This window comes from Paracoccus binzhouensis, assembly GCF_016446475.1.
GTDB lineage: Bacteria > Pseudomonadota > Alphaproteobacteria > Rhodobacterales > Rhodobacteraceae > Paracoccus > Paracoccus binzhouensis.
Genome location: NZ_JAEHFP010000011.1, coordinates 26,691 through 52,336 on the forward strand (window position 1 = coordinate 26,691; position 25,646 = coordinate 52,336).

25 protein-coding genes and 1 pseudogene are annotated in these 25,646 nt (G+C 68.4%); 17 read left to right on the forward strand and 9 right to left on the reverse strand.

Translation table 11 applies throughout. The annotated features are described in order from the left end of the window. Window positions 1-45: 45 nt before the first annotated feature. From I9P22_RS05115 to I9P22_RS05125, 3 genes and pseudogenes are all read right to left on the reverse strand, one after another. Complete coding sequence (locus I9P22_RS05115) at window positions 46-1,701, reverse strand: acyl-CoA dehydrogenase family protein (RefSeq protein WP_199258282.1); 1,656 nt, start codon at window positions 1,699-1,701, stop codon at window positions 46-48. A gap of 218 nt (window positions 1,702-1,919) precedes the next feature. After that, a complete protein-coding gene (locus tag I9P22_RS05120) occupies window positions 1,920-2,579 on the reverse strand; it encodes a hypothetical protein (RefSeq protein WP_199258283.1) in 660 nt (219 codons plus the stop codon). 505 nt (window positions 2,580-3,084) lie between these two features. Next, a pseudogene (locus tag I9P22_RS05125) lies at window positions 3,085-3,473 on the reverse strand (transposase); the annotation flags it as partial. Window positions 3,474-3,760: 287 nt separating this feature from the next. Here I9P22_RS05125 and I9P22_RS05130 point away from each other — a divergent pair. The 7 genes from I9P22_RS05130 to I9P22_RS05160 are packed head-to-tail and all read left to right on the forward strand — an operon-like array spanning window position 3,761 to window position 11,595. Continuing rightward, a complete protein-coding gene (locus tag I9P22_RS05130; RefSeq protein WP_199258284.1) occupies window positions 3,761-4,813 on the forward strand; it encodes an ABC transporter substrate-binding protein in 1,053 nt (350 codons plus the stop codon). Beyond that, on the forward strand, window positions 4,810-5,670 hold the full coding sequence (locus tag I9P22_RS05135; RefSeq protein ID WP_199258285.1) for an ABC transporter permease: 861 nt from the start codon (window positions 4,810-4,812) through the stop codon (window positions 5,668-5,670). The genes I9P22_RS05130 and I9P22_RS05135 overlap by 4 nt, the downstream gene beginning before the upstream one ends. Continuing rightward, window positions 5,646-6,371, forward strand: coding sequence for an ABC transporter ATP-binding protein (locus tag I9P22_RS05140; RefSeq protein ID WP_199258286.1), 726 nt, complete (start codon window positions 5,646-5,648; stop codon window positions 6,369-6,371). Before I9P22_RS05135 ends, I9P22_RS05140 begins: the two co-directional genes overlap by 25 nt. Window positions 6,372-6,388: 17 nt before the next feature. After that, a complete protein-coding gene (locus I9P22_RS05145) occupies window positions 6,389-7,729 on the forward strand; it encodes an LLM class flavin-dependent oxidoreductase (RefSeq protein ID WP_199258287.1) in 1,341 nt (446 codons plus the stop codon). A 1-nt stretch (window position 7,730) separates the two neighbouring features. After that, on the forward strand, window positions 7,731-9,095 hold the full coding sequence (locus I9P22_RS05150; protein ID WP_199258288.1) for an LLM class flavin-dependent oxidoreductase: 1,365 nt from the start codon (window positions 7,731-7,733) through the stop codon (window positions 9,093-9,095). Then, window positions 9,092-10,513: an MFS transporter gene (locus I9P22_RS05155; RefSeq protein WP_199258289.1), complete on the forward strand. Its 1,422-nt coding sequence runs from the start codon at window positions 9,092-9,094 to the stop codon at window positions 10,511-10,513. The genes I9P22_RS05150 and I9P22_RS05155 overlap by 4 nt, the downstream gene beginning before the upstream one ends. Window positions 10,514-10,539: 26 nt before the next feature. Beyond that, entirely contained in the window at window positions 10,540-11,595 is a 1,056-nt protein-coding gene (locus I9P22_RS05160; protein ID WP_199258290.1) for an aldo/keto reductase, read from the forward strand. Window positions 11,596-12,182: 587 nt separating this feature from the next. Here the strand turns inward: I9P22_RS05160 and I9P22_RS05170 are convergent. After that, window positions 12,183-13,079: a LysR family transcriptional regulator gene (locus tag I9P22_RS05170; protein WP_199258291.1), complete on the reverse strand. Its 897-nt coding sequence runs from the start codon at window positions 13,077-13,079 to the stop codon at window positions 12,183-12,185. A gap of 122 nt (window positions 13,080-13,201) precedes the next feature. On the opposite strand from I9P22_RS05170, the gene I9P22_RS05175 reads away from it, so the two are divergent. Next, window positions 13,202-14,134, forward strand: coding sequence for a VOC family protein (locus tag I9P22_RS05175; RefSeq protein ID WP_199258292.1), 933 nt, complete (start codon window positions 13,202-13,204; stop codon window positions 14,132-14,134). A 22-nt stretch (window positions 14,135-14,156) separates the two neighbouring features. Here I9P22_RS05175 and I9P22_RS24955 read toward each other — a convergent pair whose 3' ends face one another. Further along, the gene (locus tag I9P22_RS24955) at window positions 14,157-14,417 is read right to left on the reverse strand and encodes a hypothetical protein (protein WP_332909006.1); all 261 of its coding nucleotides are present in this window, start codon (window positions 14,415-14,417) and stop codon (window positions 14,157-14,159) included. Here I9P22_RS24955 and I9P22_RS24960 point away from each other — a divergent pair. From I9P22_RS24960 to I9P22_RS05195, 4 genes are all read left to right on the forward strand, one after another. Next, window positions 14,404-14,664: an alpha/beta hydrolase gene (locus I9P22_RS24960; RefSeq protein WP_332909007.1), complete on the forward strand. Its 261-nt coding sequence runs from the start codon at window positions 14,404-14,406 to the stop codon at window positions 14,662-14,664. The genes I9P22_RS24955 and I9P22_RS24960 overlap by 14 nt on opposite strands. A 122-nt stretch (window positions 14,665-14,786) precedes the next feature. Further along, on the forward strand, window positions 14,787-15,029 hold the full coding sequence (locus tag I9P22_RS05185) for a DUF1427 family protein (protein WP_199258293.1): 243 nt from the start codon (window positions 14,787-14,789) through the stop codon (window positions 15,027-15,029). Continuing rightward, entirely contained in the window at window positions 15,026-15,355 is a 330-nt protein-coding gene (locus tag I9P22_RS05190) for an MFS transporter (protein WP_199258294.1), read from the forward strand. Before I9P22_RS05185 ends, I9P22_RS05190 begins: the two co-directional genes overlap by 4 nt. 115 nt (window positions 15,356-15,470) lie before the next feature. Continuing rightward, window positions 15,471-16,415 carry a pirin family protein gene (locus I9P22_RS05195; RefSeq protein ID WP_199258295.1) on the forward strand — a complete coding sequence of 315 codons (945 nt, stop codon included), beginning with the start codon at window positions 15,471-15,473 and terminating at the stop codon, window positions 16,413-16,415. Here I9P22_RS05195 and I9P22_RS25135 read toward each other — a convergent pair. Further along, window positions 16,387-17,946 carry a PepSY-associated TM helix domain-containing protein gene (locus I9P22_RS25135; RefSeq protein WP_199258296.1) on the reverse strand — a complete coding sequence of 520 codons (1,560 nt, stop codon included), beginning with the start codon at window positions 17,944-17,946 and terminating at the stop codon, window positions 16,387-16,389. The genes I9P22_RS05195 and I9P22_RS25135 overlap by 29 nt on opposite strands. On the opposite strand from I9P22_RS25135, the gene I9P22_RS05205 reads away from it, so the two are divergent. From I9P22_RS05205 to I9P22_RS05215, 3 genes are all read left to right on the forward strand, one after another. After that, entirely contained in the window at window positions 17,933-18,202 is a 270-nt protein-coding gene (locus tag I9P22_RS05205) for a hypothetical protein (RefSeq protein ID WP_199258297.1), read from the forward strand. The genes I9P22_RS25135 and I9P22_RS05205 overlap by 14 nt on opposite strands. 100 nt (window positions 18,203-18,302) lie before the next feature. After that, complete coding sequence (locus tag I9P22_RS05210) at window positions 18,303-19,052, forward strand: FecR/PupR family sigma factor regulator (RefSeq protein ID WP_199258298.1); 750 nt, start codon at window positions 18,303-18,305, stop codon at window positions 19,050-19,052. Between the two features lie 48 nt (window positions 19,053-19,100). Next, window positions 19,101-19,565, forward strand: a complete 465-nt coding sequence (locus I9P22_RS05215; protein WP_199258299.1) for a hypothetical protein — start codon at window positions 19,101-19,103, stop codon at window positions 19,563-19,565. Between the two features lie 319 nt (window positions 19,566-19,884). On the opposite strand, the gene I9P22_RS05220 is transcribed toward I9P22_RS05215, so the two are convergent. The 3 genes from I9P22_RS05220 to I9P22_RS05230 all read right to left on the reverse strand — a co-directional run bounded on the left by I9P22_RS05220 (window position 19,885) and on the right by I9P22_RS05230 (window position 23,762). After that, on the reverse strand, window positions 19,885-21,372 hold the full coding sequence (locus tag I9P22_RS05220; protein WP_199258300.1) for an AMP-binding protein: 1,488 nt from the start codon (window positions 21,370-21,372) through the stop codon (window positions 19,885-19,887). 24 nt (window positions 21,373-21,396) lie between these two features. Beyond that, window positions 21,397-22,224, reverse strand: a complete 828-nt coding sequence (locus I9P22_RS05225) for a p-hydroxycinnamoyl CoA hydratase/lyase (protein WP_199258301.1) — start codon at window positions 22,222-22,224, stop codon at window positions 21,397-21,399. 86 nt (window positions 22,225-22,310) lie between these two features. Then, window positions 22,311-23,762, reverse strand: a complete 1,452-nt coding sequence (locus I9P22_RS05230) for an aldehyde dehydrogenase (protein ID WP_199258302.1) — start codon at window positions 23,760-23,762, stop codon at window positions 22,311-22,313. A gap of 139 nt (window positions 23,763-23,901) precedes the next feature. Here I9P22_RS05230 and I9P22_RS05235 point away from each other — a divergent pair, with 139 nt between their 5' ends. After that, on the forward strand, window positions 23,902-24,378 hold the full coding sequence (locus tag I9P22_RS05235; protein WP_199258303.1) for a MarR family winged helix-turn-helix transcriptional regulator: 477 nt from the start codon (window positions 23,902-23,904) through the stop codon (window positions 24,376-24,378). A 53-nt stretch (window positions 24,379-24,431) separates the two neighbouring features. Then, on the forward strand, window positions 24,432-25,640 hold the full coding sequence (mhpT, locus tag I9P22_RS05240) for a 3-(3-hydroxy-phenyl)propionate transporter MhpT (RefSeq protein ID WP_199258304.1): 1,209 nt from the start codon (window positions 24,432-24,434) through the stop codon (window positions 25,638-25,640). The last annotated feature ends 6 nt before the right edge of the window (window positions 25,641-25,646 follow it).

Sequence of the window (25,646 nt, forward strand, 5' to 3'; positions counted from 1 at the left end):
ATGCCCTAACGGCCCCCGCTGTCCAGCAGGGGCCGGCATTTCATCCTAGTCCAGTAGCCTGCGTGCAATAACCTGGGCCTGGATCTCGGCCGCGCCCTCGAAGATGTTGAGGATGCGCGCGTCGCACAGCACCCGGCTGATGGCGTATTCCAGCGCAAAGCCGTTGCCGCCGTGGATCTGCAGCGCATTGTCGGCCGCGGCCCAGGCGACGCGGGCGCCCAGGAGCTTGGCCATCCCGGCCTCGAGATCGCAGCGACGGCCGTGGTCCTTTTCCCAGGCGCTGAAATAGGTCAGCTGCCGGGCGATCATGATCTCGACCGCCATCATGGCCAGCTTGTCGGCGACGCGCGGGAACTCGATCAGCGGTTTGCCGAACTGCTTGCGGTCGATGGCATATTGCATGCCGATCTCGGCCGCGCATTGCGCCACGCCGACGGCACGGGCGGCCGTCTGGATCCGGGCCGATTCAAAGGTTTCCATCAGCTGCTTGAAGCCACGTCCCGGCTCGCCGCCCAGCAGGTTCTCGCCCTTGACGCGGAAGCCATCGAAGCCCAGCTCGTATTCCTTCATGCCGCGATAGCCCAGCACCTCGATCTCGCCGCCGGTCATGCCGGGGGTCGGGAAGGGGTCGTCATCGGTGCCGGGGGTCTTTTCCGCCAGGAACATCGACAGGCCGCGCCAGTCGCTGCTTTCGGGATCGGTGCGCGCCAGCAGCGTCATGACATGCGTGCGCTGCGCATGGGTGATCCAGGTCTTGTTGCCGGTGATCACCCAGTCCTCGCCATCGCGCACGGCGCGGGTGCGCAGGCTGCCCAGGTCGCTGCCGGTATTCGGCTCGGTGAACACCGCCGTCGACAGGATCTCACCCGAGGCAAGGGCCGGCAGCCATTTCGCCTTCTGCGCCTCGGTGCCGCCGCAAAGGATCAACTCGGCGGCGATCTCGCTGCGGGTGCCCAGGCTGCCCACGCCGATATAGCCGCGCGACAGCTCCTCGGTGACAACGACCATGGACGCCTTGGACAGGCCCAGACCGCCGAATTCCTCGGGGATGGTCAGGCCGAAGACGCCGAGCTCCGCCAGTTCCTCGATGATCTCCATCGGGATCAGCTGATCCTTCAGATGCCATTCGTGCGCATTCGGAATCACCCGGTCCTCGGCATAGCGGCGGAACTGGTCGCGGATCATTTCCAGATCTTCGTCGAGCCCGGTGGCGCCGAAGGTCGCCCCGCCCCGGTTGTCCTGCATCAGCCGCACGAGCTCCGCCCGCGCCGGGGCGCTGTTGCCGCGCATCAGCCCCAGCGCCGCCTCGCCCGGCTGCCAGTCGATCCCCAGATCCGAGAGCCGGGCGAATTCCGTCTGGCTCATCGGGATGCCGCCGGCGATCTGGGTCAGGTATTCGCCCAGGCCGATCTGCAGGATCAGCGCCTCGGTCCGGCCCAGCTTGCCCGCCTCGGCCAGCCGCGCCGCCCAGCCGGTCAGCTGGCGGATCGATTCGACATAGGTGGCAAGCCAGGACAGGGCATGGGCGGCGTGCTGGTGCTGCTCGAGCAGGTCCGGTTGCGGCTTGCCCGAGGGCGCCACCAGCGTCCGCAGCGCCTCGGTGGCACGGGATTGCAGGGCCTCGAGCTCGGGCAGGGCGGCGGCGGCAAGCGCCAGCAGAGCGGAAGGCGTATCGGCGGGCATCGCGGGCATGTCCTTCATGGCAGACTCCTTGTGCGGCGTTGCGGCATAAGTAGCGCCTTCGCATCCGCAGCGCAACTATCATGCGCAATGTCGACAATACGCGAACTAAAATGTCCTTCCGGAGAATGGCCAAATACCACTCCTGCCCTTGCCGCGATCGGCGCGCCGACCGACCGAACATCCGCGGCCGGGGCCGGAAAACCCGCATGGAAGGCTTCCGGAATCCTGTCGGAATATCAACGATGATCGGGGGGAGATGGCGCGGCGGCGACGGAAAGCCTTGCACATCTTCGCACTGCCGTGCTCCTCCAACGGAGGGCGAGTGCGGTGGCCAGACTCCGCGCGGGGTCGGCCAGGATCTGGTGAGCCGCGCAGAACCAACTGGTCAGGCGCAACACAAACCAGCCGGTCTTTCGGCGGAAAGGCAGCAAGCAGCTGCCCAGGTCGCCCAACCGCATCAGATGAATGCGCAACAACGCATCCCGCACGCCCTTCACGATAGCCAGGTGCTCCTTGTCATGCAGCGCCTTGACCGGCCGCTGTTCTCCGGGCTGCCAGGATGCGTGGGCGCGCCACTTGACCGCATGGTCACGCGCATTGATTACCAGCAACCCCACCCCGCGCCAGATGGCGTAGATCAACGCGCGGGACCGAGACGCCGCTGATTCCGTTCGCGAGCGGTCTTGAACCGGCACCGACTCGCTGATGCGGGCCTCCAGGTCGACATAGCCGAACAGTGACTCGCTCGCCCCGGCCGAACGAGCGATGCCGCCCTGCCATTGCCCGACGGGGGGAACCATGTTCTGTAAACCGCGTCGAGGCCCGACTGTTTCAGCGGCCTGCCAGGTCCCGAATGCGGAAGCAAGCCCAGGCCATGCCAAGATCAGAGCCGGCATTCTCGATCTCCATCCGTGACGCGCCTTGCCTACGTTCAGCGTCTGACAGCCGCAGGCCGGGAGAACCCGCAGCCAGAGACGGCGCCCTGAACATTATGGATAGCCGGTTACCCGGTGCCATTGGTCTCCGGTTCGACCGACCATGGAGCGGGCGGGGGCCGGCTTGGTCTGCGCCGTGGCGGTTCGCCGCGCCTTGACGGCCGAAGCAAGGAATCGCCGTCCCGGACGCCGGTCCTGGCTCCGGCCGAACAAGGCCGCCGGGGGTCGTGGACAGGCCGCGAAGAACGCCCACCATGTCCGGACAACGGGATCGGTCTCGGTTCGGGATAGGGCATGCAGGGCACATTCGCGGGAGTGGTGATCAGCCGGCTGATCGCCCATGTTCGTGACGGCCGGGATGGCGTCATCCTGATTGACGCCCTGTCCGGGACGGGACGCCGGGCCCTGCTTTCGACACTGGCTCATCGCCTTTGGGGGACATGTCTCGACCGCCTGGCTGGTGTCGCAGCCGACGGCTGTTCTTCAGCTTGCTGAAGCAACGCTCGCCCATGTTGCGCAGCGTGCAGATGGTGATGTCGACGGCCTTGCGCAGCTTTCGGTGCCTGCGCATCGGAATCATCGACAGGGCGTTGCGACTCTCGATGTCTTCGCGGATTCTATCAGGGTCATAGCCCCTGTCCGCCACCAGAACGGCAGGCTGCGGCAGGTTGTCGGCCATCACCGGATCATAGCCCGTATGATCGGAATCCTGGCCGGGCGTGATCTCGGTCCTCATCGGACGGCCCGCACCGTTGACGCGGCGATGGATCCTGGTCGGAAGGCCGCCCCCTGAACGGCCAAGAGCCTCTTTCGGAGTCCCCCTTTTGCGCCCACCGCATGATGATGGGCGCGGATCGCCGCACAGGGGCCTGGGCATGCAGGGGATTGCGGTGGCGCGGCGACAACCTGCCCGAGGGGCGCGGCCTGACCGGCCGGTTCCGGCCGCGATTCTGCGATGCAGCGGAAAGAATTTCCTTCCGTCGCCGATGCGAGATCCGCCTTCAGCCCAAATGTTCTGCCACCGGGAGACAGGGAAGCAAAACATCCCTGCCGGCCCCGCGATTTAAATACATAACATCTATCGACATTAAAGTATTTCTGCTTAGCCTTGGGTGTCCGGAACACAGCTGGACAGGTTGAACATGACCGACATGACTATTCGCCCCTTGCTGGCCCTGGCCGTCAGCCTTGCCCTTTCGACGCCGCCGGCCCTAGCGGCCGAGCCCCTGCCCGACGAGGTGCCCGAGGGCACGGTGCTGCGCGTCGGCGATCCGGTCACGCAGAAGGCTCTGGAAATCTCGGGCCTGATCGACGAGCTGACCTTCACCGTCGAATGGGCCAACCTCAGCGGCGGCCCGCAGACCAGCGAGGCGTTCCGCGCCCATGCGCTGGACGTCGCCAGCGTCGCCGAGATCCCTTCGATCCATGCGACATGGAACGACCTGCCGGTGCGCAACATCGCCTATCGCGAGCGGCTGGACCCCGTCGCCCACCCGATCTATCGCTTCGGCATCACCCCCAAGCTGGGCGGCACGATCAAGAGCCTTGGGGATTTCAAGGGCCACCGCATCGCCTACAGCCCCGGACAGGCGCAGGGCGCGCTGGTCCTGCGCACACTTGAGGCGGCGGGGCTGGGCCGGGACGACGTGACCCTGGTCGAGCTGCCCAGCACCGGCGACGTCTATCCGGTCGCGCTGGCGGCGGGACAGGTCGACATCGCGCCCCTGGGCAGCACCAATATCGCCCGCTACATCGACCAGTATGGCGATGACGGCGCGACGCTGATCGCCCATGGGCTGCGCGACGATCCCAGTCATCTCTGGGCGCCGCAATGGGTGCTGGACGATCCGGCCAAGGCCGCCGCGGCGGCGCAATACGTCAAGCTCTGGGCGCGGGCGACCGAGTGGATCAACGACCACCCCGAGCAGTTCATCCAGGGCTATTACGTCAAGGACCAGAACCTGTCCTATGAGGACGGCAAGGCCCTGGTCGAGCAGACCGGCACCCAGGTCATCCCCGCCAGTTGGGACGAGGTGATCGCCCGCCACACCCACACCATCGCCCTGGTGGCCGAAGCGACCGGCAACGAGCCCTTCGACGCCGAGAAGATCTTCGACCGCCGGTTCGAGAGGATCGCCGCCGAGGCCCTGTCCCGGGGCTCCAGCGCCATCAAGAAAGAGGAGCTGATCCAATGACCCTGATCGCGACGGACGATTTCAAGCCGCGGCGGGCGGAAGCCTCGGCCAACCTGCGGCAGCGCCGGCGCAGCGGGGCGCGGGTTCGCCTTGGCCCCGGCCCCGCCATCCCCTTCGGCCTCCAGATTGGCAGCGTCGGGCTGGTGGTCCTGTGGGCGCTCGGCTCGGGCCTCGGCCTGATCGACCCGCGCATCCTGTCGGCCCCCTGGACGGTGATGGAGGCCTTCGGGCGGCTGATCGCGGACGGCAAACTGCAGGAGCATCTGGGCATCTCGGCCTGGCGGGCGATCACCGGGCTGGTGATCGGCGTCGCCATCGGCACCGTGCTGGCGGTCATCGCCGGCCTGTCGCGCTGGGGCGAGGCGATCATCGACGGCCCGATCCAGATCAAGCGCGCCGTACCGACGCTGGCGCTGATCCCGCTGCTGATGCTGTGGTTCGGCATCGGCGAGCAGATGAAGATCATCACCATCGTCCTGGCGGTGATCGTGCCGATCTACATCCACACCCACAACGCGCTGCGCAGCATCGACAACCGCTATGTCGAGCTGTCCGAAACGCTGAACCTGTCCCGCGGGACCTTCATCCGGCAGGTGGTGCTGCCCGGGGCATTGCCCGGTTTCCTGCTGGGGTTGCGCTTCGCCGTGACGCTGTGCTGGGTGTCGCTGGTCGTGGTCGAGCAGGTGAACGCGACCAGCGGCCTGGGCTACATGATCAACCTGGCCCGCACCTATGGCCAGACCGAGGTCATCGTCGCCGGCATCGTCGTCTATGCCGTGCTGGGCCTTGCCTCGGATGCCGCCGTCCGCCTTGCCGAAAGGAGAGCCCTGTCATGGCGTCGCACCCTGTCGCAATAGAGGCCGATTTCGCCGTCCGAACCCGCGAGCTTTATCGCGGCTTCGACGGGCGCACCATTCTGGACGGGCTGGACCTGTCCATCCGGCGGGGCGAGTTCGTGGCCCTGCTGGGCCGGTCGGGATCGGGGAAGAGCACCTTCCTGAAGGCGCTGGCCGAACTGGATCACGACGTCACCGGATCGGGCGCGCTGGACGTGCCGGAAAACCGCTCGGTGGTGTTCCAGGACGCCCGGCTGCTGCCCTGGCGCAGCGTGTTGCAGAACGTGACCCTGGGCCTGACGGGGGCCGAGGCGGCCGGCCGCCGCATGCTGGCCGAGGTCGGTCTGGCCGGGCGCGAAGCGTCCTGGCCGATCGAGCTGTCGGGCGGCGAACAGCAGCGCGTGGCGCTGGCCCGGTCGCTGGTGCGCGAGCCGGAACTGCTGCTGGCCGACGAGCCCTTCGGGGCGCTGGATGCGCTGACCCGTATCCGCATGCATGTGCTGCTGAAGGAGCTTTGCGCCCGCCACCGCCCCGCCGTCCTGCTGGTTACGCATGACGTGGACGAGGCGATCACCCTGGCCGACCGCGTCCTGGTGCTGGAGGACGGCGCCTTCGTCGAGGATTTGCCCATCGACCTGCCAAGCCCGCGCGAACACGACAACCCGCGCTTCGGCCAGCTTCGCCGCCACCTGCTTGGCAAGCTGGGCGTCTCGACCCACTGATTTCGAAGGAAACCGACATGTCCCAGCGACAGCTTCACCTGAACCTTTTCATCTATCCCGGCGGCCATCACGAGGCGGGCTGGCGCTACAAGGGCTCGGACCCGCAGCGCGTGCTCGACATCGGCTATTACCAGGACCTGGCCCGCAAGGCCGAGGCGGCGAAATTCGACGCGCTGTTCCTTGCCGACGGCCCGGCGCTGGCGGACAATATCCGCTATGCCAGCCGCTTCCGGCTGGAGCCGCTGACCACGATCACCGCGCTGGCCGCCGCGACCGGCCGCATCGGGCTGATCGCCACCGCCTCGACCACCTATTCCGAGCCCTACAACCTCGCCCGGCTCTTCGCCTCGGTCGATCACATCTCGGGCGGGCGCGTGGGCTGGAACATTGTCACCACCGGCGCGGCGCAGGCGGCGCAGAACTTCGGGCTGGACGCCCATCCGGTCCATGCCGACCGCTACGGCCGCGCGCATGAGTTCCTGGAGGTGGTGACAAAGCTCTGGGACAGCTGGCAGGACGAGGCCCTGGTCATCGACCCCGACAGCGGCATATTCGCCGATGACGCCCGCATCCACCCCATCGACCATGCTGGCCCGCATTTCCGCGTGCGCGGCCCGCTGAACATCCCGCGCAGCCCGCAGGGGCGGCCGGTCTATGTGCAGGCCGGCTCGTCCGAAGACGGCCGCCATTTCGCCGCGCTGCATGCCGAGGCGATCTTCACCGCGCATCAGACGCTTGCCAGCGCGCAGGAATTCTATGCCGACATCAAGGCCCGCGCGCGGGGTGTCGGCCGCGATCCCGATCACATCAAGGTGCTGCCGGGCATCAGCCCTTATATCGGCTCGACCACGGCCGAGGCGCAGGCCCTGCACGACGAATTCAACGCCCTGACCCAGCCCGCCTATTCGCTGGACGTGCTGAAGCGGATGACCGGGCTGGACCTGACCGGGCACGATCTCGACGCGCCCTTCCCGCGCCATCTGGTCGCCCCCGATCCCGACCGGGCCGAGGCCAGCCGCTTCAAGCTGGTGCTGGACATCGTGGACCGCGAAAAGCCGACGATCCGGCAGCTGCTGCACCGGATCGCCGGCGCGCGCGGCCATTGGGTCAGCGTCGGCACCCCGGAAAAGATCGCCGACGACATCCAGACCTGGTTCGAGAACGGCGCCGCCGACGGCTTCAACGTCATGCCGCCCTGGCTGCACGGCGGCTTCGACGCCTTCGTCGAGCATGTCTTGCCGATCCTGCGCCGGCGCGGGCTGTTCCGCGACGAATATCGCGGCCGGACCCTGCGGGACCATTTCGGCCTGCCGCGTCCCGGCAGCCTTTACGACCATGCCGAAAGACGGAGCGCCTGAGATGCCGCAACCACGACGCCAGATCAAGCTGGGCGCCTTCCTGATGGCCACCGGCCACCATGTCGCGGCCTGGCGCCACCCCGAGGCACAGGCCGATGCCGGGATCAACATCGCCCATTACCGCCGGCTCGTCGAGACGGCCGAAAAGGCCCGGTTCGACCTGGTCTTCGTCGCCGACAGCCCGGCCGGCTGGCCACGCGCCAAGGAGCCGGAGGCCCAGCAGCGATCCAGCCAGGGCGCGCATTTCGAGCCGCTGACGCTTTGGTCGGCGCTGTCGCAGGTCACAAGCCATATCGGCTTCGTCGCCACCGCCTCGACCACCTACGAGGATCCCTACCTGCTGGCCCGCCGCTTCGCCTCGCTGGATCACCTGTCGGGCGGGCGGGCGGCCTGGAACGTGGTGACGACCGGCGCCGACGTGTCGCACAACTTTTCCATCGCCGGCTACCCGGCCCATGCCGACCGCTACGCGCGGGCCGAGGAATTCGTGGATCTGGTGCTCGACCTGTGGGATTCGCACGAGGACGGGGCCTTCCCGCGCGACAAGGACAGCGGCATCTTCGTCGACCTAGACAAGGTGCATCTGTTGAACCACAAGGGGGCGCATTTCTCGGTCCGGGGGCCCTTGAACGTGCCGCGCCCGGTGCAGGGCCATCCGGTGGTGGTGCAGGCCGGCGCCTCGGAACCCGGCCGCAGGCTGGCCGCCCGCACGGCCGAGATGATCTTCACCGCCAACCAGACGCTTGAGGATGCGCGGGCCTTCTATGCCGATGTCAAGGGCCGGCTGGCCGCCCATGGCCGTCGCCCCGAGGACCTGCTGATCGCCCCCGGCATCTTTCCCGTCCTGGGTGGCACAGAGGCCGAGGCGCGGCGCAACCATGAGGAGATCCAGAACCTGATCCATCCGGCGATCGCCTGGGAGATCCTGCGCCGGCACTATCAGGGGCGCGACCTCAGCGGCTATTCGCTGGACGACAAGGCCCCGCCGCTGCCCGAAGGCACCGAGCTGAACAAGAGCCGCCTGACGCTGGTCAGCGATCTTGTCGCGCGCGGCAACCTGACGCTGCGCCAGCTTTACCTGGCGGTCGCGGGGGCGCGCGGGCATCGCGAGGTGGTCGGCACCCCGGAGCAGGTGGCCGACGCCATGCAGGAATGGTTCCAGGGCGGCGCGGCGGATGCCTTCAACATCATGCCGCCGGTGCTGCCCGGGGGTCTGGACGATTTCGTGGCCGAAGTGGTGCCGATCCTGCGCCGCCGCGGCCTGTTCCGCGAGGAATACGAGGGGCCGACCCTGCGCGAGAACCTGGGACTGGCGCGGCCCGAGAACCGTTTCGCGGCGCGGCGCAGGGTCTCGGCGGCGGAATGAGGCAGGACAGCACGGGCGCCACCCGCGCCCCATGGCTGGTGCCGCTGGTCCTGTCGGTGGCGCTGTTCATGGAGAACATGGATTCGACCGTCATCGCGACCTCGCTGCCCGCGATCGCGGCCGATATCGGCACCACCCCGGTGGCGCTGAAACTGGCCTTCACCGCCTATTTCCTGGCGCTGGCGATCTTCATCCCGGTCAGCGCATGGCTGGGCGACCGCTTCGGGCCGACGCGGGTCTTCCGCGTCGCGATCCTGGTCTTCATGCTGGGATCGCTGGGCTGCGCCTTCGCGACCTCATTGGAAGGGTTCGTCGCCGCGCGGTTCCTGGGCGGCGCCGGCGGGGCGATGATGACGCCCCTGGCGCGGCTGATGCTGTATCGGATCACGCCGCGCGCGGGGCTGATGCGGGCGACGGCGACGATGACCATTCCGGCGGTGGTCGCGCCGCTGATGGGGCCGCTGGTCGGCGGGGCGCTGACCACCTTCGTCTCATGGCACTGGATCTTTCTGGTCAACCTGCCCGTGGGGCTGGCGGGAATCGTCGCGGTGGGCCTCCTGATCCGCGACGTGCCGGTGGCGCCGGCCCGCGCGCTGGACGGGCACGGCTTCCTGCTGCTCGCGCTGGCCTTTTCGGGGCTGATGGCGGGGCTGTCGCTGATCAGCCTGCCGATCCTGCCGCTCTGGGCCTCTGCGGGGCTCACCCTGGCCGGATTGGCCGGCGGCCGGGCCTATCTGCGCCATGCCCGCCGCCATCCCGCCCCGCTGCTGGACCCGGGCATCTTGCGCGATCCGGTGTTCCGGGGCGCGATCTCGGCCACGGCGACCTTCCTGATCGGGGCGGGGGCAGTGCCCTTCCTGCTGCCGCTGATGCTGCAGCTCGGCTTCGGGCTCTCGGCCTTTTCCTCGGGACTGATCACCTTCGCGGGCGGGATCGGCGCGATCGCGGCCAAGCTGGTCTCGACCCGCGTCTTTGCCAGCCACGGCTTTCGCAATCCGCTGATCCTGGCCGCGCTGCTGTCCTCGGCCGGGCTGGCGGCCAAGGGCCTGCTGACGCCCGGGACGCCGCATCTGCTGATCGCCGCCCTGCTGGTGGCCGGCGGCGTCCTGCGGTCGCTGTTCTTCACCGGCCAGCACGTCCTGGCCATATCCGAGATCGCGCCGGAAAACGTCGGGGCGGCGCTGGCCCTGAGCACCGTGATGCGGCCCATCGCCACCGCGCTTGGCGTCGCCATGGCCGGCGGGATGCTGGAGATCGGCAGCCGCCAGGCCGGCGGCCTGACCCTGGCCGCCTTTCACGCGGCCTTTTTCGTGTTGTCGCTGGTATCGGCCCTTGCGATCCTGCCGCTGCTGCGGATCGCGGCCAGTTCGGGCCATGAAATCTCGGGGCAGGCGGTGCCCTTGCGCGCCACCCCATGACCGGATGACTTGCAGGAGAGACATGAATGACACTCGACTATCGCCCCCTCGGCCGGACCGGCATCAAGGTTTCGGCCATCGCGCTTGGCACAATGACCTGGGGCGAGCAGAATACCGAGGCCGAGGGCCATGCCCAGCTGGACCGCGCCGTCGATTTCGGCATCAACCTGATCGACACGGCCGAGAACTATGCGATCCCGCCCCGGGCCGAGACGCAGGGCGCGACCGAAAGGATCATCGGCACCTGGCTGAAGGCACGCGGCGGGCGGGACCGGATCGTGCTGGCCTCGAAGGTGTCGGGGCCCAGCGACCGCACCTACCTGCGCGCCGATGGCCGGCCGCCGCGGCTGGATGCGAGAAACATCAACGAGGCGGTCGAAGGCTCGCTGCGGCGGCTGCAGACCGATTACCTGGACCTTTACCAGATCCACTGGCCGAACCGGGCGGTGCCGCTGTTCGGCAGCGGCCGCCACGCGCCGTCGCGCGGGCATGACGGCTCCGAAGTGCCGATCGAGGAAACGCTGGAGGCGCTGGACGCGCTGGTGGCGGCCGGCAAGGTCCGCCATATCGGCCTGTCGAACGAAACCGCCTGGGGCCTGTCGCGTTTCCTGCACCTGTCGGAAACGCGCGGCCTGCCGCGGGTCGTCTCGGTCCAGAACGCCTATAACCTGCTGAACCGCACCTATGAACAGGGCCTGGCCGAGTTCCATGCGCGCGAGGATGTCGGGCTGCTGGCCTATTCGCCTCTGGCCCAGGGCTTCCTGACCGGCAAGTACCGGAACGGCGCCCGGCCGGAAGGGGCGCGGCTGACGCTGTTCGACCGGGCCGACCGCTACCTGAAGCCCGGCGTCGCCGAAGCGGTCGAGGATTACCTGCAGATCGCCCGCGATTTCGGGCTGGACCCGGCGCAGCTGGCCATCGCCTATGCCACCAGCCGGCATTTCGTCACCGCCAACATCATCGGCGCGACCAGGGCGGAGCAGCTCGAGGCGGACCTGGCCTCGGCCGACGTGACCATCACTCCCGAGATCGAGGCCCGCATCGACGCGGTCTTCCAACTCCGCGGCAGCCCGGCACCGTGACGCACTGACCGAACCCTTTCAGGAAAGGACGAAGGCCATGAATGCTTCCGTTGATCGCCCGCTGGTCGCCGAGGCCGGCGAGGCGGCGACCGTCGCGAAACCCGCCGGCGTGGCGCTTGAGAGCCTGGACTATGCCGAGACCTTCCTGCTCGCCGCCCTCGACGCGGCGCTGGCGGCGGCGGAATCGCTGGGGCTTGGCGCGGTCTATATCGGCGCGCTGCGCAACGATCCCGCAGCGGTGGCGCGACTTCTGGACCTGCCGCCGCGGGCGGCGGCGGTGTCCGGCCTTGTCGTCGGCCATCCCGATCCCTCGGGCGCCACGGCGATCAAGCCCCACCTGCCGCGACGAGCAGAATCTGGTCCCGCAAGGCTGGAGCCATGCCGGCGCCAAGGCCGCGCTTTCGACCTGCCGCAGAGCCCCGCCCGGGAGGTCTTCCCCAGGCGCGCGCGCGTCACGCCCGGCCGGATCCAGACCGAAACCGCGGGCCGCGCGCGCGCAAGCGGCAATCATCACCGGCACGGAGCATGTGACCAAGGCCGGAACCGGGCCGACAGCGTGAGGCGGCGGCTCGGACCAGCGGCGCGCATCACAGTGCCGTCAACAGCGCGGGGATCTGCCGCTCGAAGAAATCCGAGAAGGCGGCGATCCTGGGCGGCAGCTTCCGGTAGGGCGGATAGTACAGCGTCAACCAGATCTGCGGCGGCGTCCAGCCGGGCAGGATCGACACCAATCGCCCGCTGCGCAGGTATTCCGCCACGATAAAGGCCGGCAACAGCACCACGCCCGCGCCATCGGCCGCCATATGCGCCAGCAGGTCGCCGTTATTGGCGCTGATGGACCGCCCCGCCGAGATGGCGACCGAGGCATTCCCGTCCGAGAGCTGCCAGCTTTCCCGGTGGCTGTCGGCGCTGTAGGCCAGGCAGTCGCCGGGCGACAACTCGTTGGGATGCCTGACCTTGGCATGCGGCGTGCCCGGCGCTGCGACCAGCAGGCGCTTGACCGGGCAGATCTTGCGCCAGATGGTGAACTTTTCCGAAGGCGCGGCAGAGATGCGGATCGCCAAGTCGAAATCCTCCTCGACCATGTCGAGGAAACGGTCGGTCAGGCGGACCTCCACGTCGATCCTGGGATAGAGATTGCGAAAGCCGCACAGGATCTGCGGCAGCACCCGTTGCCCCAGCGACATCGGCGCGTTGATGCGCAGCCGGCCTTCGTCGGCCTTGTGGGCATTGGCCATCTCCTGGCGCGCGGCCTCCAGGGTCTCGACGGCCTGCTCGATGCGCGAGGCAAAGATCGCCCCGTCCCCGGTCAGCGAGACCTGCCGGGTCGTGCGCACGAAAAGCTGCACGCCCAGCATCTCCTCGAGTGCCGCGATGGTGCGCGTGACCGAGGCGGGGGTCATGTCCAGTTCCCGCGCGACCTGCGCGAAGTTCCGCTTTTCCGCGGCCAACAGGAAGGTCTTCAGGGCTTTGAGCTCGTTCATGCCGATTATTACGCTTGTCGGAATACAATCGAAAGCAATGTGGCAATTCTCCGCAATTATCAACCGCCCTATCTTCGCTGCAACGGATCGAACGGCGGCAAGGACCGCAGAGAGGCAAGACCATGCTCGACCAGATCAAGGGCCTGCATCATGTGACGTCGATGGCGGCGGATGCCCGGCAGAACAATGCCTTCTTCACCGACACGCTGGGCCTGCGCCGGGTGAAGAAGACGGTGAACTTCGACGAGCCCGGCATCTATCACCTTTACTATGGCGACAAGATCGGCACGCCCGGCTCGGTGATGACCTATTTCCCCTTCCCGGATCTGATGCGCGGCCGACCCGGCGTCGGCGAGGTGGGCGAAACCCAGTTCTCGGTGCCCAAGGGCGCGCTGGGTTTCTGGCAGGAGCGGCTGGCGGCCAGGGGCGTCTCCGGTCTGGCACGGGACACGGCCTTCGGCGCCGAGCGCCTGCGCTTTCAGGGGCCGGACGGCGACGGGTTCACGCTGATCGAGAACGCGGACGACACCCGCGCGCCCTGGACCGCGGGCGGAATCGCCGAGGATGCCGCGATCCGCGGCTTCTGTGGCGCCAGGCTGCGGCTGCACGATACCGCGGCGACGGCGGAGCTTCTGGGCTTCATGGGCTATCAGCGCGCCGAGGCCCAGGGCAATGTGACCCGTTTCGTCATTCCTGGCGGGAACGGTGCCGACGTGATCGACCTCGAGGCGCTGCCGCGGGCGCAATTCGCCCGGCAGGGGGCCGGCTCGGTGCATCACATCGCCTTCGCCGTCCCGGATCGGGCCGCGCAGCGTCAGGTGCGCAAGGCGCTGATGGATACCGGCTATCAGGTCACGCCGGTGATCGACCGCGATTATTTCTGGGCGATCTATTTCCGCACCCCCGGCGGCGTGTTGTTCGAGATCGCCACCAACGAACCGGGCTTCGACCGGGACGAGGATACGGCCCATCTGGGAGAGGTGCTGAAGCTGCCCAGCCGCTACGAGCCCTATCGCGACAGGATCGAGGCCCATCTGGTTCCCCTCGCCGCCTGAACGGTCTTACCCGGGCGGACCATCAAGGAAATCGTCCATGACAAACGCCACCCATCACAGCCATCGCCACGAGGGACGGCAGGGCAGCCCGGTGGTCCTGGCCCTGCACGGCACCGGGGGCGACGAATATCAGTTCGTCGACCTGGTGCGGCGCATCCTTCCCGATGCCGGGCTGGTCGCCCCGCGCGGGGATGTCTCGGAACAGGGTGCGAACCGCTTCTTCCGCCGCAGCGGCGAGGGCGTCCATGACATGCAGGACCTGGCCGAAGATGCTGGGCTTCATCGAAGAGATCCGAGGCCGGTTTGCCGGTCGTCCGCTCTATGCCTTCGGCCATTCCAACGGCGCGAACATCCTGGCTGCGATGCTGTTCAGGCGGCCGCAGCTGTTCGACCGCGCGGCCCTGCTGCATCCGCTGATCCCCTGGGTTCCCGATCCGCAGCCCGGGTTGGCGGGTCTGCCGGTCCTGGTCGGCATCGGCCTGAACGATCCGATCTGCCCGCTGCCGCTGTCGCACCGGCTTGTCGACTGACTCGTCGAGCAGGGCGCGGATATGGATGTCGAGGCCAACCCGGGCGGCCACCAGCTTCACCCGGCCGAGATCGGCGGCCTGGTGCGGCTGCTGCGCGCGGCCCCGCAACTGGAGACGCAGCCATGAGCAATCTTCAGCCCTATCTGGTGTCGCTGGTCGCGGGCCTGGGCATCGGCGGGCTCTACGGCCTGCTGTCGGTCCGCTCTCCTGCCCCGCCGATCATCGCACTGCTGGGCCTGCTGGGAATGCTGGTGGCCGCGTCGGCCGGGCTGGCCGCGTCGGTTACTACTGGCACGGATCTGGCGGCTGCCAACGGATGCGACGACCGGCCTTGCCCCCCTCGAACCATTGAGCGGAACCCGTGATCGCCGTCCCGCCGGGGGATGATCGCGGCCCGGTGCTGATCGAGATCGAATATCGCGTCGATCCGGCTCGGATGGCCGAGTTCACCGCCGCCCTGCGCCGGTTCAACACCACCCGCCAGCGCGACGGCGCGATCCGCTGGGATCTGTGGGAGGACGTTGCCGAGCCGGGGCGGCTGGTCGAGGCCTTCGTGGTGGAAAGCTGGGTCGAGCACCAGCGCCAGCATGCCCGCGTCACCCATGCCGGTCAGCTGGACCAGCAGATGCTCAACGCCTTCCATATCGGCGAGGGGCCGCCGCGGGTCCGGCACCTGCTGCGGCCGCTGTGACCCGCCGCCCCGGCATGAGGCTGCATGGGACCCGATCCCGACAGTCCCGATGCCGCCTTGCGCAAGACCTGATACCCTGAACCTTCGCATCCCGGAGCCACGAAAGGAGCCCGACATGAGCTGGAACCCCACGCAGAACCCGGATTGCCCCGATCGCCAGGACTTGGCATCCATCGAGACGCTGATCATTCCGCGCGCCCGCGACCTGGGCGGCTTCGAGGTGCGCCGCGCGCTTCCCGCGCCGCGCCGGCAGATGGTCGGGCCCTTCATCTTCTTCGACCAGATGGGCCCGGCCGAGTTCCTGACCGGCGGCGGCATCGACGTGCGCCCGCATCCGCATATCGGGCTGGCAACGGTGACCTATCTCTACCAGGGGGAATTCCATCATCGCGACAGCACCGGCGCCGACCAGATGGTCTATCCCGGCGAGGTCAACTGGATGATCGCCGGCAAGGGCGTCACCCATTCCGAGCGCACCAGCGAGGCGATGCGCAAGCAGCCCGGCTCGCTTTTCGGCATCCAGACCTGGGTCGCGCTGCCCGAGCAGGCGGAAGACAGCGATGCCTCGTTCGAACATCACGGCAAGGACGCGCTGCCCTTCCTTGAGGAGGGCGGCAAGCAGGTGCGGCTGATCCTGGGTTCCGCCTGGGGGGCGCGCGCCCCGGTCAGGACCTTCACCGAGACCTTCTATGCCGATGTGGTCCTTGCCCCCGGCGCCGGCCTGCCGCTGCCCGACGACCACGAGGACCGCGGCGTCTATGTGGTCGAGGGCAGCATCCTGGTCGCCGGCGACACCTTCCCGGCCGGCCGGATGATGGTGTTCCGCCCCGGCGACCGCATCAGCCTGAAGGCCGGCGAGACCGGCGCCCGGCTGATGGTGCTGGGCGGCGAGACGATGAACGGGCCGCGCTACATTTCCTGGAACTTCGTCGCCTCGTCGCAGGAACGGATCGACGCCGCCAAGCAGGCATGGGCGCAGGGCGACTGGCAGCATGGCCGCTTCCAGCTGCCGCCGGGGGATGAGAGCGAGTTCATCCCCCTGCCCGACCAGCTGAGGTGACGGGACGCCTTTCGGACGCGGCAGCGGGAGGGGTCGTGCCGCCCTGCTCGCTGGTAGTCCGCCCGGAGATCCTCCGATCGTCATTATGGGCAGCATGATCGCGACGGGATAGAGGCAATACAAGCCTCGCCGCCAGCTTTTCCTCCTGCCTCAACGGGAGCGAAAGGCCATGGCCACCATTAAGGCGGCGGGGGTCGCCATGCCCAGCCAGGCCGAGACGGCAATGACCGCATTGCCCCAGGCCGCACAGGCCAGTGCCAGCGACAGGCCCAGCAGCACCAGCGCCCGCAGCCGTCAGGCCCATTGCCGGCCGGGGCCGGGCCTGCGGCGCAAAAGCTGCTCGTGATGCAGCGCCATGGCCAGCGCCAGCGTGGCAAAGCCCGATGTGCAGAGGATCGGTGACGACCGGCCCGCCATCATTTCGCCCTGTTCCGACCAGCCGCGCCCGGCCCGCCGGCCTGGCGCTGCCCGGATGCGCCCGCCAAGCCGCATGGCCGCAGATCAGCCCGCGAAGCAGCGCCGCCAACTCGACCGAGGCCCGCACCCAATCGCCGCGCCAGATCGCTTGCGGCAGCGATACCGGCCCGGTCGCCGCGCTCAGCAGCAGCAAGCCCAGCAGCGGGGCGGCGGTCAAGCCAAGCTGGGCGCTCCAGCTTTTCTGCTGGGGCCGCAGGAAGGCCCAAGACGTGGCCAGCAGCCAGATGGAGAAGAAGTCTGCGATCTCGGCTTGCGGGCGGTCGGGCAGCGCCGCCGGGATCAGCCGGTTGGCCCGGAAATAACCGGTTGTCGCCAGCACCCGCCCGGCGATGCCGCCGATATTCAGCCGCTGCACCAGTCGCAAACCCGGCGGCGGATGCTCGGCAAGGGCGTGTTTCGCGGCGCGTTTCGACACCCACAGCAGCAGCCCGCTGCCGGTTATGGCCGTGCCCGCCAGCCCGGCGACGAAGAACAGCCAGCGCAGCCCGATGTCTGCGAAGCGCGCCCGGTGCAGCGACCCCAGCGCATTGCCGAAGCGCGCGACGGCCGAGGCGCGGGGCTGGCCGGTCGCCTCGATCAGCCGCCCGTCGCGGCCATCGAAGCGCATCCGCTCGACGCCATTCGAGCCCGAGCCGCCATGCACCGTCACGACGCTGTTGCGGCGGGAAACCAGCACGATCTCGGGCATGCCGAGGTCGCGCTTCTCGATCAGGATGCGACCGACGGGCATGGACCAGGTGGCCTCGGCTTGCACGATCAGCGGGGCGATCGCGGCCAACGGCGGCGGCGCGGGCGAGGCCGCGACCGACGCTTCGGCCGCCGGGCCGGGCGCGCGTGGATCGGGGCCCTGCGCGACCAGCGGCATCAGGGTGGCTGCGAACAGCACCCGCCCGGAGAAGGTGATCATCAAGTGATCGGGCAGCGCCAGCACTCCGGTCATGTTGTGCATGTCCAGCCAGGACCGCTGGCCCTTGCGCGGATGGAAAGTGAAGAATTCCTTGAAGATCTTCTTGTGGATGATCACACCCGAGATGATGGCAATGAACATGGCCATGGTGGCGATGCCAACGATCCGGCGCGCGACCGCCCGGGGGCAGGCTGTGAAGCTCGCAATGGAAGCGATAGAGGAAATTGCCGCCGGAGGTCTCGCGCGGGTGCAGCAGCGCGCCGGTGGCGGCGTCGATATGCGCGGTGTTTGCCATGGCCCGGCCGCAGCGCTCGGCAGCACCGGCATCGGTCCGTGTCCGGCTGCGACAGCGACAAGATCATCCATCTCTACCGCGACGAAGACCCGCGGCCCGAGCGGCTGATCTCGGCATGTCCGAGCGGAATGTAGCAAAGCACATGGCCAAGGCGGTGGCGCGCTGCGCCGAAGCCCTGGAAGACCAGCGCAACCAGTGAGGCCCGACCTTGGCAGCACGCCACGATTCCCAGGCCCGCATCCGGGCCGAGGCCGCCGAGTGGATGGTGCGCCTGGTCGGCGATCCGGCCCTGAAGGACGACCCGGCCTGCCGCGACTGGCTCGCGCGCGACCCGGCCCATGCGCGCGCCTTTTCCGACGCGAGGCGCGGCTGGGAGATCGCGGCCGAGGTCGGCGCCTCGGTCCGTGCCCCCGTGCCGCAAAGGCGCCGGTTCCGCCGGCCTCTGGCGGCCGGGCTGGGCCTTGCCACAGTGGCCCTGGCCGGGTTGTGGCTGAACACCGTGCGCCCCGACCTGCTGGAGCGCATGACGGCCGATCACGTCACCGCGCCCGGCCCGGTGCAGGTGCTGGTGCTGTCATCACCCGCCCGGTGCCGGAAAGCTATTCGAGAACGGCTGGACCTTGGCCTGACCGCCGGCGATGGCAGCACGACGCAGGCCGGCTTTGCGTTGGGAGGACCGCTGCTTTGCGACCGGCTGGGGCTGCTGCTCTATGGCGCCCGGATCGGCTGGCACGACACCGATGCCGGCAGCCGCACGCCCCGCCCGGGCTTCGGCGAAATGCGCAACCGCGACGTCAGCCCGACGCATCGCCTGCGTTGGAGCGCGGCCGAGACGGTCTCGTTCCTGCGGTGTGAGCGCACCGATTTCCATATCGGCAGCGACAGCGGGAACGTGCGGGTTGGCAGCGACGATCCCCGGCCACGGCGGCTGTCCCTGGTCTTGAACGCGGCATTCTGAACTGTGATTCTGCAAGGTCCGTTGTTGCTGTCGGGATCGAGCGCCCGCATGCGCGATGGCATCAGCGCAGCGCTCGGCTGTCCCGCGATTGCCGGAGATCCGGTGCAGGACAGCTTCCTGCTTCCTGCGGCTTTCAGGCCGCGCCGCCGGGTGGAGCGGCGATGTCGGCAGCTATCTGAACCGCCGTGGCAGGAGCGCGGCGATCGATCGCATCCGGGCCGAGAACGCCGGCTGGCCGGAATAGACCAGTTCCTCAGCCACCGCCGGAGCTTCCGACAGGATGTCCAGTCAGCCGGAAGGATGGACATGTTCATGTTCGCTGCTCAGGCTTTCCGGGATGGTCCGGCGACTGACGCCGTGGAAGCCATCGCAACCGGTGACATGGACGCTGTCGATGCGCAGCCCCGGCCCTGGTGGATGAAGGAGACACAGGACACGTCGCTGTCGGCGCCATGGAGCTCCCCCTCCTCGCTCTGGTGGGAGACAGGCGCCCCGAACCGGTGCAGCGTCTGAAGGTCGTGGGTGATCTCGGTTGGCCATGGATCATCATCGGGTTGCCGGTCAGCTGCTTGAAGTCGACCTGCACCGCCGTGCCATGGAAAGCGATGAAAGTGCCGCCATGGACGAAACCTTCAGCATCCATGAGGGCACCGGCGCCGGCCTCGCGCAGGATAATGTCACACAAGCCCTGCTCCGGCGCCCCGGACGCGAAGACATGCACGCCCAGGCCGTGCCCGATCCTCTACGAAACCAACATGCGCCCGACATCGGCAAGGCCGCGGCCCGGAAGATGACGCGAGCCGTCCCCGAAATCCTGAATGCCGATCAGGGATCAAATACTCTGTTTCAGCGCATGCTTCATCACCTTGCCCGATCCGGTGCGGGGCAGGCTTTCGACAATGCGGAACTGCTTGGGCACCTTGTAGCGGGCGATCAGGCGCTGGCAATGCGCGGTCAGCTCATCGGGGGTCGGGGTGGCGCCGGGCGCGGGCACGATGAAGGCGCAGCCGACCTCGCCCCAGCGCGCATCGGGAATGCCGATCACGGCGACCTCGCGCACGGCGGCATGTTCGACCAGCGCGGCCTCGACCTCGACCGGATAGACGTTCTCGCCGCCCGAGATGAACATGTCCTTCTTGCGGTCGGCGATGCTGATGAAACCGTCGGCGTCGCGGATGCCGATGTCGCCGGTGCGGATCCAGCCGTCGGGAGTAAAGGCGCGGTCGCGTTCCTCGGGACGGTTCCAGTAGCCGGGGATGACGTTCAGGCCGAAGACCAGGATCTCGCCCGCGGTGCCGTCGCGCACGTCGCGATCCGCCTCATCGACCAGCCGCACCGTGGTCAGCGGTCCGGGCAGGCCGACGGCGCCGGCCTTGTCGCGGATCAGGTCGGGGTTCAGCGGCATGCCCAGCGTGGTCCCCGTCTCGGTCATGCCATAGCCGTCGACCATGCGCACGCCCTGGTCCAGCCACCAGCGGATATGCGCGGGCGGGTTCGGCGCGCCGCCGGTGAACAGCGCCTTGAGCCGGGTCCAGCGGCCGGGGGCGAAGTTCGGCGCATGACGCAGCGCCTCGGCCATCTGCGGCACGCAGAAATAATGCGTCACCGCCAGTTCGGCATCGCCCAGCCGGTCGTTGGTGCGTTCCGCGTCGAAACCGGGCGAGACGAGGATCGTGCCGCCCCGCAAAAGCGGCGGCCAGATCTGCGTGACGATGCCGATGACATGGAACATCGGGCTGTCGCAGAGGAACACGGCGCCGGTGTCCACCTCGCCCAGGACGTTGAAGTTCACCGCCGTCGCCAGCAGGAATTGCGATGTCAGCATCGCCCCCTTGGGCGTCCCGGATGTGCCCGACGTGTACAGGATGATGCAGCAGTCCAGCCCCGAATGCGGCGGGCAGCGCGGCGCGGGCTGCGCCGCGTCCAGGGCTGCGGAAAATTCCGCCATGGTCGTCGCCACGCAGCCCGGCGGCAGGTCCGGCAGCTCCTGGTCGGCGACCAGCAGGCGCGGCGTGCAGTCCAGCATCAGCCGCGCCAGCTCTGGCAGCGACAGCCGCCAGTTCAGCGGCACGAAGATCGCGCCGATGCGCATCAGCGCCTGTTGCAGGACGACCTGGTGCACACTGTTGCGGGCCAGCGCCGCCACCCGATCCCCCCGGGTGACGCCGGCCGCGGCCAGGACGGCGACGGCACGCTGGATGTCCCGGTCCAGCTGCCGGAACGTCCAGCGACGCCCGGCCTGCAGGTCGACGGCCGCCTCGGCCTGCGGCCGCAGCCGCGCATGCAGCGCCACCGGATCGGGCGAGATGAAATCGAGCATGGTGTCCTCCTCCCTTGCCCGGGATCAGCCCTGCCGGCTCTTGTCATAGGCGCCAAGGCCGGGCTTGTAGCTCTTTTCGTCGATGAACTGGCGGATGCCTTCCTTGCGGCCCGCGTTGTCGTAGGAATTGGCCGCCTCCTGGGCGCGGACCAGGTAATCCTCGGCATCGTCGTAACTCATCAGGCCGACGCGCCGCACGGCATCCTTGGTCGCCTTCAGCGCGACCGGGTTCTTCTCCAGCAGGATATTCGCGACCTGGATCACCCGCTCCTTGAGCTGGGCCAGGGGCAGGGATTCGTTGACCAGCCCCCAGTCGGCAGCGGTCTTGCCGTCGATCGGCTCGCCCAGCATGGCGTGATACATCGCCTTGCGGAAGGGCAGCAGTTCGACCGCCACCTTGGTTGCGCCGCCACCGGGCAGGATGCCCCAGTTGATTTCCGACAGGCCGAACTTCGCCTCGTCCGCGCAGAAGGCCAGGTCGCAGGCGAACAGCGGGCCATAGCCGCCGCCGAAGCACCAGCCGTTGACCATGGCGATGGTCGGCTTCTGATACCAGCGCAGCCGCCGCCACCAGCCATAGCTCTCGCGCTGCGCCTTGCGGGTGCCTTTCAGGCCCTGCGCCTCGGTCTCGCGGAAATATTCCTTGAGATCCATGCCGGCGGTCCAGGCCGAGCCCTCGCCGGTCAGCACCAGCACGCCGACATCGTCGCGGAATTCCAGCTCGTCCAGCGCCTCCATCATGGCGCGGTTCAGGGTGGGGGACATGGCGTTGCGCTTCTCGGGGCGGTTGAAGCGCAGCCAAGCGACGCCGTCCTGGACGTCGTGGGCGACGGTGTCGTGATCGTTTGCCATTTCGGGGATCCTTTCGGGATGTGTCACGCCGGGCCGCGCCGAAGGGTTCGGCGCGCGCATCGCGGCAGGATGGGGGGGTGAAGGTCTTACAGCGGGTAGTGGCCCGGCTGGGTCTCGATGGTGATCCAGCGCAGTTCGGTGAATTCGGCGATGCCGGCCTTGCCGCCGAAACGGCCATAGCCCGAGTCCCTGGTGCCGCCGAAGGGCATCTGCGCCTCGTCATGCACGGTCGGGCCGTTGATATGGCAGATGCCGGATTTGATCTGGCGCGCGACCGTCATGGCGCGGGCCACGTCTTTCGAGAACACCGCCGCCGACAGGCCGTATTCGGTGGCATTGGCAAGGCGGATGGCGTCCTCCTCGTCCCGCGCGCGGAAGATCGCGACCACGGGGCCGAAACTCTCCTCGGTGGCAATGCGCATCGTCTCGGTCACGCGGTCCACCACCTGCGCCGGCATCAGCACACCCTCGGCGGCGCCGGCGGAATGGATCTCGGCACCCTTGCCGCGCGCATCCTCGATCAGCGCCGTGACCTTTTCCACGGTATGGGCATCGACCACGGCACCCAGCGGCGCCTTGCCGTCGCGCGGATCGCCGGCCTTCAACACGGCGGCGCGGGTGGTGAAGCGGGCCACGAACTCATCGGCGATCTCGGGCGCCAGGATGATGCGCTCGGTCGACATGCAGATCTGGCCCTGATTGAAGAAGGCGCCGAAGATGGCGGCCTTCACCGCCTCGTCCAGATCGGCGTCCTTCAGCACCAGGAACGGCGCCTTGCCGCCCAGCTCCAGCAGGCAGGGCTTCAGCTGCCGCGCCGCCCGTTCGGCGATGATCCGGCCGACCTTGGTCGAGCCGGTGAAATTGATGCGCCGCACCGCCGGGTGATCGACCAGCGCACCGACGATCTCGCCCGCATCTTCGGGGGCGTTGGTGACCAGGCTGACCAGACCGGCGGGCAGGCCGCCCTCATCCAGCGCTTCGACGATCAGCCCGTGGGTGCGCGGGCAGATTTCCGAGGCCTTGAACACCACGGCATTGCCGCAGGCCAAGGGCGTCGCCAGCGCCCGCACGCCCAGGATCACCGGTGCGTTCCAAGGGGCGATGCCCAGGCAGACGCCGGCCGGCTCGCGGATCGCCATCGCCATGCAGCCCGGCTTGTCCGAGGGAATGACCTCGCCCGCGACCTGGGTGGTCAGGGCGGCGGCCTCGCGCAGCATGGACGCAGCGATCATCACGTTGAACCGCGCCCAGGGCTCGGTCGTGCCGGTTTCATCGGCCATGGCAGCGACGAAGGCATCGCCCTTGGCAGCCAGCGCATCGGCGGCCTTCAACAGCGCCGCACGCCGGGCATTCGGACCCAGCGCGGCCCAGGCCGGAAAGGCCGCGGCGGCGGCATCGGCGGCGGCAATTGCATCGGCCACGCTGGCGGCCGGGGCCTCGCTGGCCACCGCGCCGGTGATCGGGTTCAGCCGGCGGAACGTGCGGCCGTCCGAGGCGACACGGTCGGCGCCCGCGATCTTCATGCTGACGAAACTCATGCTTTTCCTCCTCCAGGGCATGGCCGGCAGCGTGAACCGAATCGCACGCCAAGCCAACTGCTATGTAACATAGCGATTGACTGTTATGTTGCATAGCATTATTTTCGGCCCTATCGAATGCACCCCGCTGGAGGCAGGCATGTCCGGAGAATCCTTGAAGAAAGCGCAGGAAACCGGGGCCGAATCGCCCCTGCAGCTGCGCGACCTGATCGGCTATCACCTGAAGCGCGCCTCGGCCTGGGATCTGCATGGCGCCAATGCCGCGCTGGAGGCCGCGGGGCTGCGCACCGTGTCGATGAGCGTGCTGCTGACCATCACCGAAAACCCCGGCGTCAGCGCGGCCGAGATCTGCCGCATCCTGCGCATGCAGCGCGCCAATATCGTGGCGGTGCTGGCGGAACTGGAATCGCGCGGGCTGTTCCTGCGTGAGGCCGATCCCGGCGACAACCGCATCCAGCGGCTGTTCCCGACCGCCAAGGGACGCGAAGAGGCACAGCACATGCTGAGCCTGATCGGCGCGCATGAAGAGAAGATGCTGGCCGGCCTGACCCTGGCCGAGCGAGACGAATTGCGCCGCATGCTGGCCATCATCTGGAGAGAGGACGGCGAGGGCTAGGCCCCCGCCGCATCATTCGCGGGGAGAAGAGGCCCCGCCCAAGGGAGGAATCCATGCAGACCATCACTGACCACCGCCACGGCGGGGGGCGGGCGCTGACGCTTGCCTTTCTGGCCGCCGTCATCGAGGGCTTCGACCTGCAGGCCGCCGGCGTCGCCGTGCCGAAGCTGGCCCCGGCCTTCGGCCTGACGCCGCAGCAGATCGGGCTGTTCTTTTCCTCGGCCACCTTCGGGCTGATCTTCGGCGCGCTGGCCGGCGGGCGCATCGCCGATGCCTGGGGCCGGCGCACCGGGCTGGTGATCGCGCTGGTGGCCTTTGGCGTCTTTTCCATCGCCACCGCCTATACCGCCACTTTCGAGCAATTGGTCGCGATGCGCTTCCTGACCGGCGTCGGCCTGGGCGGGGCGCTGCCGAACCTGGTCAACATCGCTGCGGAATCGACCGATCCGGCCAATCGCGGCAAGGCGGTCTCGATCATGTATGCCGGCATTCCCCTGGGCGGGGCCATCGCCAGCGGCGTGTCGATGCTGGGCCTGCACGGCGGCGACTGGCACACGATCTTCCTGGTCGGAGGCATCCTACCGCTGGTCCTGGGGCCCCTCGTGCAGTTCATGCTGCCACCGCTGGCAGTGGTGAAGGCCGAGACGAAATCCGCCACCGGCGCGCTGTCGCAGGTCTTCGCGCCGGGCACGCTGGCCACCACGGCGGCGCTGTGGCTGTCCTTCTTCCTGGGTCTGCTGGTCGTCTATCTGCTGCTGAACTGGATGCCGCAGCTGCTGGTGTCGCGCGGGCTGGAGCGTTCCGAAGCCTCGACCGTGCAGATCCTGTTCAATGTCGGCGGCGTCCTGGGCAGCCTGATCGGCGGCCGCATGCTGGACCGCGCCCGGCCTGTCGGCCCAGTGGCGCTGTGCTTTGCCGCCGCGGCCGCCGCGCTGCTGATGCTGGCGATGCTGCCGGCGAACCTGGCGCTGATGCTGGTCGGCGGCATGCTGGTCGGGGGCGCGATCCTCTGCGTGCAGGCGATCCTCTATGGCATCGCGCCGCAATGCTACCCGTTCGAGATCCGGGGGACCGGCGTCGGCACCGCGGTCGCCGTCGGCCGGCTGGGCTCTATCGCCGGGCCGCTGCTGGCGGGTGCGCTGGTGGCTGCGGGCTTCACGCCCTCGGACGTGATGGTGGCGCTGGTGCCGATCACCCTGGCCGCCGGCCTGACCACGGTGGTGCTGCTGACACGCCGCCGGACCGCCGCAAAGCCGGCCTGAAGCGGA

Coding starts and splice junctions, on each gene's coding strand:
- I9P22_RS05115 (WP_199258282.1), bottom strand. CDS start 1,701: ATGAAGGACATGCCCGCGATGCCCGCCGATACGCCTTCCGCTCTGCTG.
- I9P22_RS05120 (WP_199258283.1), bottom strand. CDS start 2,579: ATGCCGGCTCTGATCTTGGCATGGCCTGGGCTTGCTTCCGCATTCGGG.
- I9P22_RS05130 (WP_199258284.1), top strand. CDS start 3,761: ATGACCGACATGACTATTCGCCCCTTGCTGGCCCTGGCCGTCAGCCTT.
- I9P22_RS05135 (WP_199258285.1), top strand. CDS start 4,810: ATGACCCTGATCGCGACGGACGATTTCAAGCCGCGGCGGGCGGAAGCC.
- I9P22_RS05140 (WP_199258286.1), top strand. CDS start 5,646: ATGGCGTCGCACCCTGTCGCAATAGAGGCCGATTTCGCCGTCCGAACC.
- I9P22_RS05145 (WP_199258287.1), top strand. CDS start 6,389: ATGTCCCAGCGACAGCTTCACCTGAACCTTTTCATCTATCCCGGCGGC.
- I9P22_RS05150 (WP_199258288.1), top strand. CDS start 7,731: ATGCCGCAACCACGACGCCAGATCAAGCTGGGCGCCTTCCTGATGGCC.
- I9P22_RS05155 (WP_199258289.1), top strand. CDS start 9,092: ATGAGGCAGGACAGCACGGGCGCCACCCGCGCCCCATGGCTGGTGCCG.
- I9P22_RS05160 (WP_199258290.1), top strand. CDS start 10,540: ATGACACTCGACTATCGCCCCCTCGGCCGGACCGGCATCAAGGTTTCG.
- I9P22_RS05170 (WP_199258291.1), bottom strand. CDS start 13,079: ATGAACGAGCTCAAAGCCCTGAAGACCTTCCTGTTGGCCGCGGAAAAG.
- I9P22_RS05175 (WP_199258292.1), top strand. CDS start 13,202: ATGCTCGACCAGATCAAGGGCCTGCATCATGTGACGTCGATGGCGGCG.
- I9P22_RS24960 (WP_332909007.1), top strand. CDS start 14,404: ATGCTGGGCTTCATCGAAGAGATCCGAGGCCGGTTTGCCGGTCGTCCG.
- I9P22_RS24955 (WP_332909006.1), bottom strand. CDS start 14,417: ATGAAGCCCAGCATCTTCGGCCAGGTCCTGCATGTCATGGACGCCCTC.
- I9P22_RS05185 (WP_199258293.1), top strand. CDS start 14,787: ATGAGCAATCTTCAGCCCTATCTGGTGTCGCTGGTCGCGGGCCTGGGC.
- I9P22_RS05195 (WP_199258295.1), top strand. CDS start 15,471: ATGAGCTGGAACCCCACGCAGAACCCGGATTGCCCCGATCGCCAGGAC.
- I9P22_RS05205 (WP_199258297.1), top strand. CDS start 17,933: ATGAACATGGCCATGGTGGCGATGCCAACGATCCGGCGCGCGACCGCC.
- I9P22_RS25135 (WP_199258296.1), bottom strand. CDS start 17,946: ATGGCCATGTTCATTGCCATCATCTCGGGTGTGATCATCCACAAGAAG.
- I9P22_RS05215 (WP_199258299.1), top strand. CDS start 19,101: ATGCGCGATGGCATCAGCGCAGCGCTCGGCTGTCCCGCGATTGCCGGA.
- I9P22_RS05220 (WP_199258300.1), bottom strand. CDS start 21,372: ATGCTCGATTTCATCTCGCCCGATCCGGTGGCGCTGCATGCGCGGCTG.
- I9P22_RS05225 (WP_199258301.1), bottom strand. CDS start 22,224: ATGGCAAACGATCACGACACCGTCGCCCACGACGTCCAGGACGGCGTC.
- I9P22_RS05230 (WP_199258302.1), bottom strand. CDS start 23,762: ATGAGTTTCGTCAGCATGAAGATCGCGGGCGCCGACCGTGTCGCCTCG.
- I9P22_RS05235 (WP_199258303.1), top strand. CDS start 23,902: ATGTCCGGAGAATCCTTGAAGAAAGCGCAGGAAACCGGGGCCGAATCG.
- mhpT (WP_199258304.1), top strand. CDS start 24,432: ATGCAGACCATCACTGACCACCGCCACGGCGGGGGGCGGGCGCTGACG.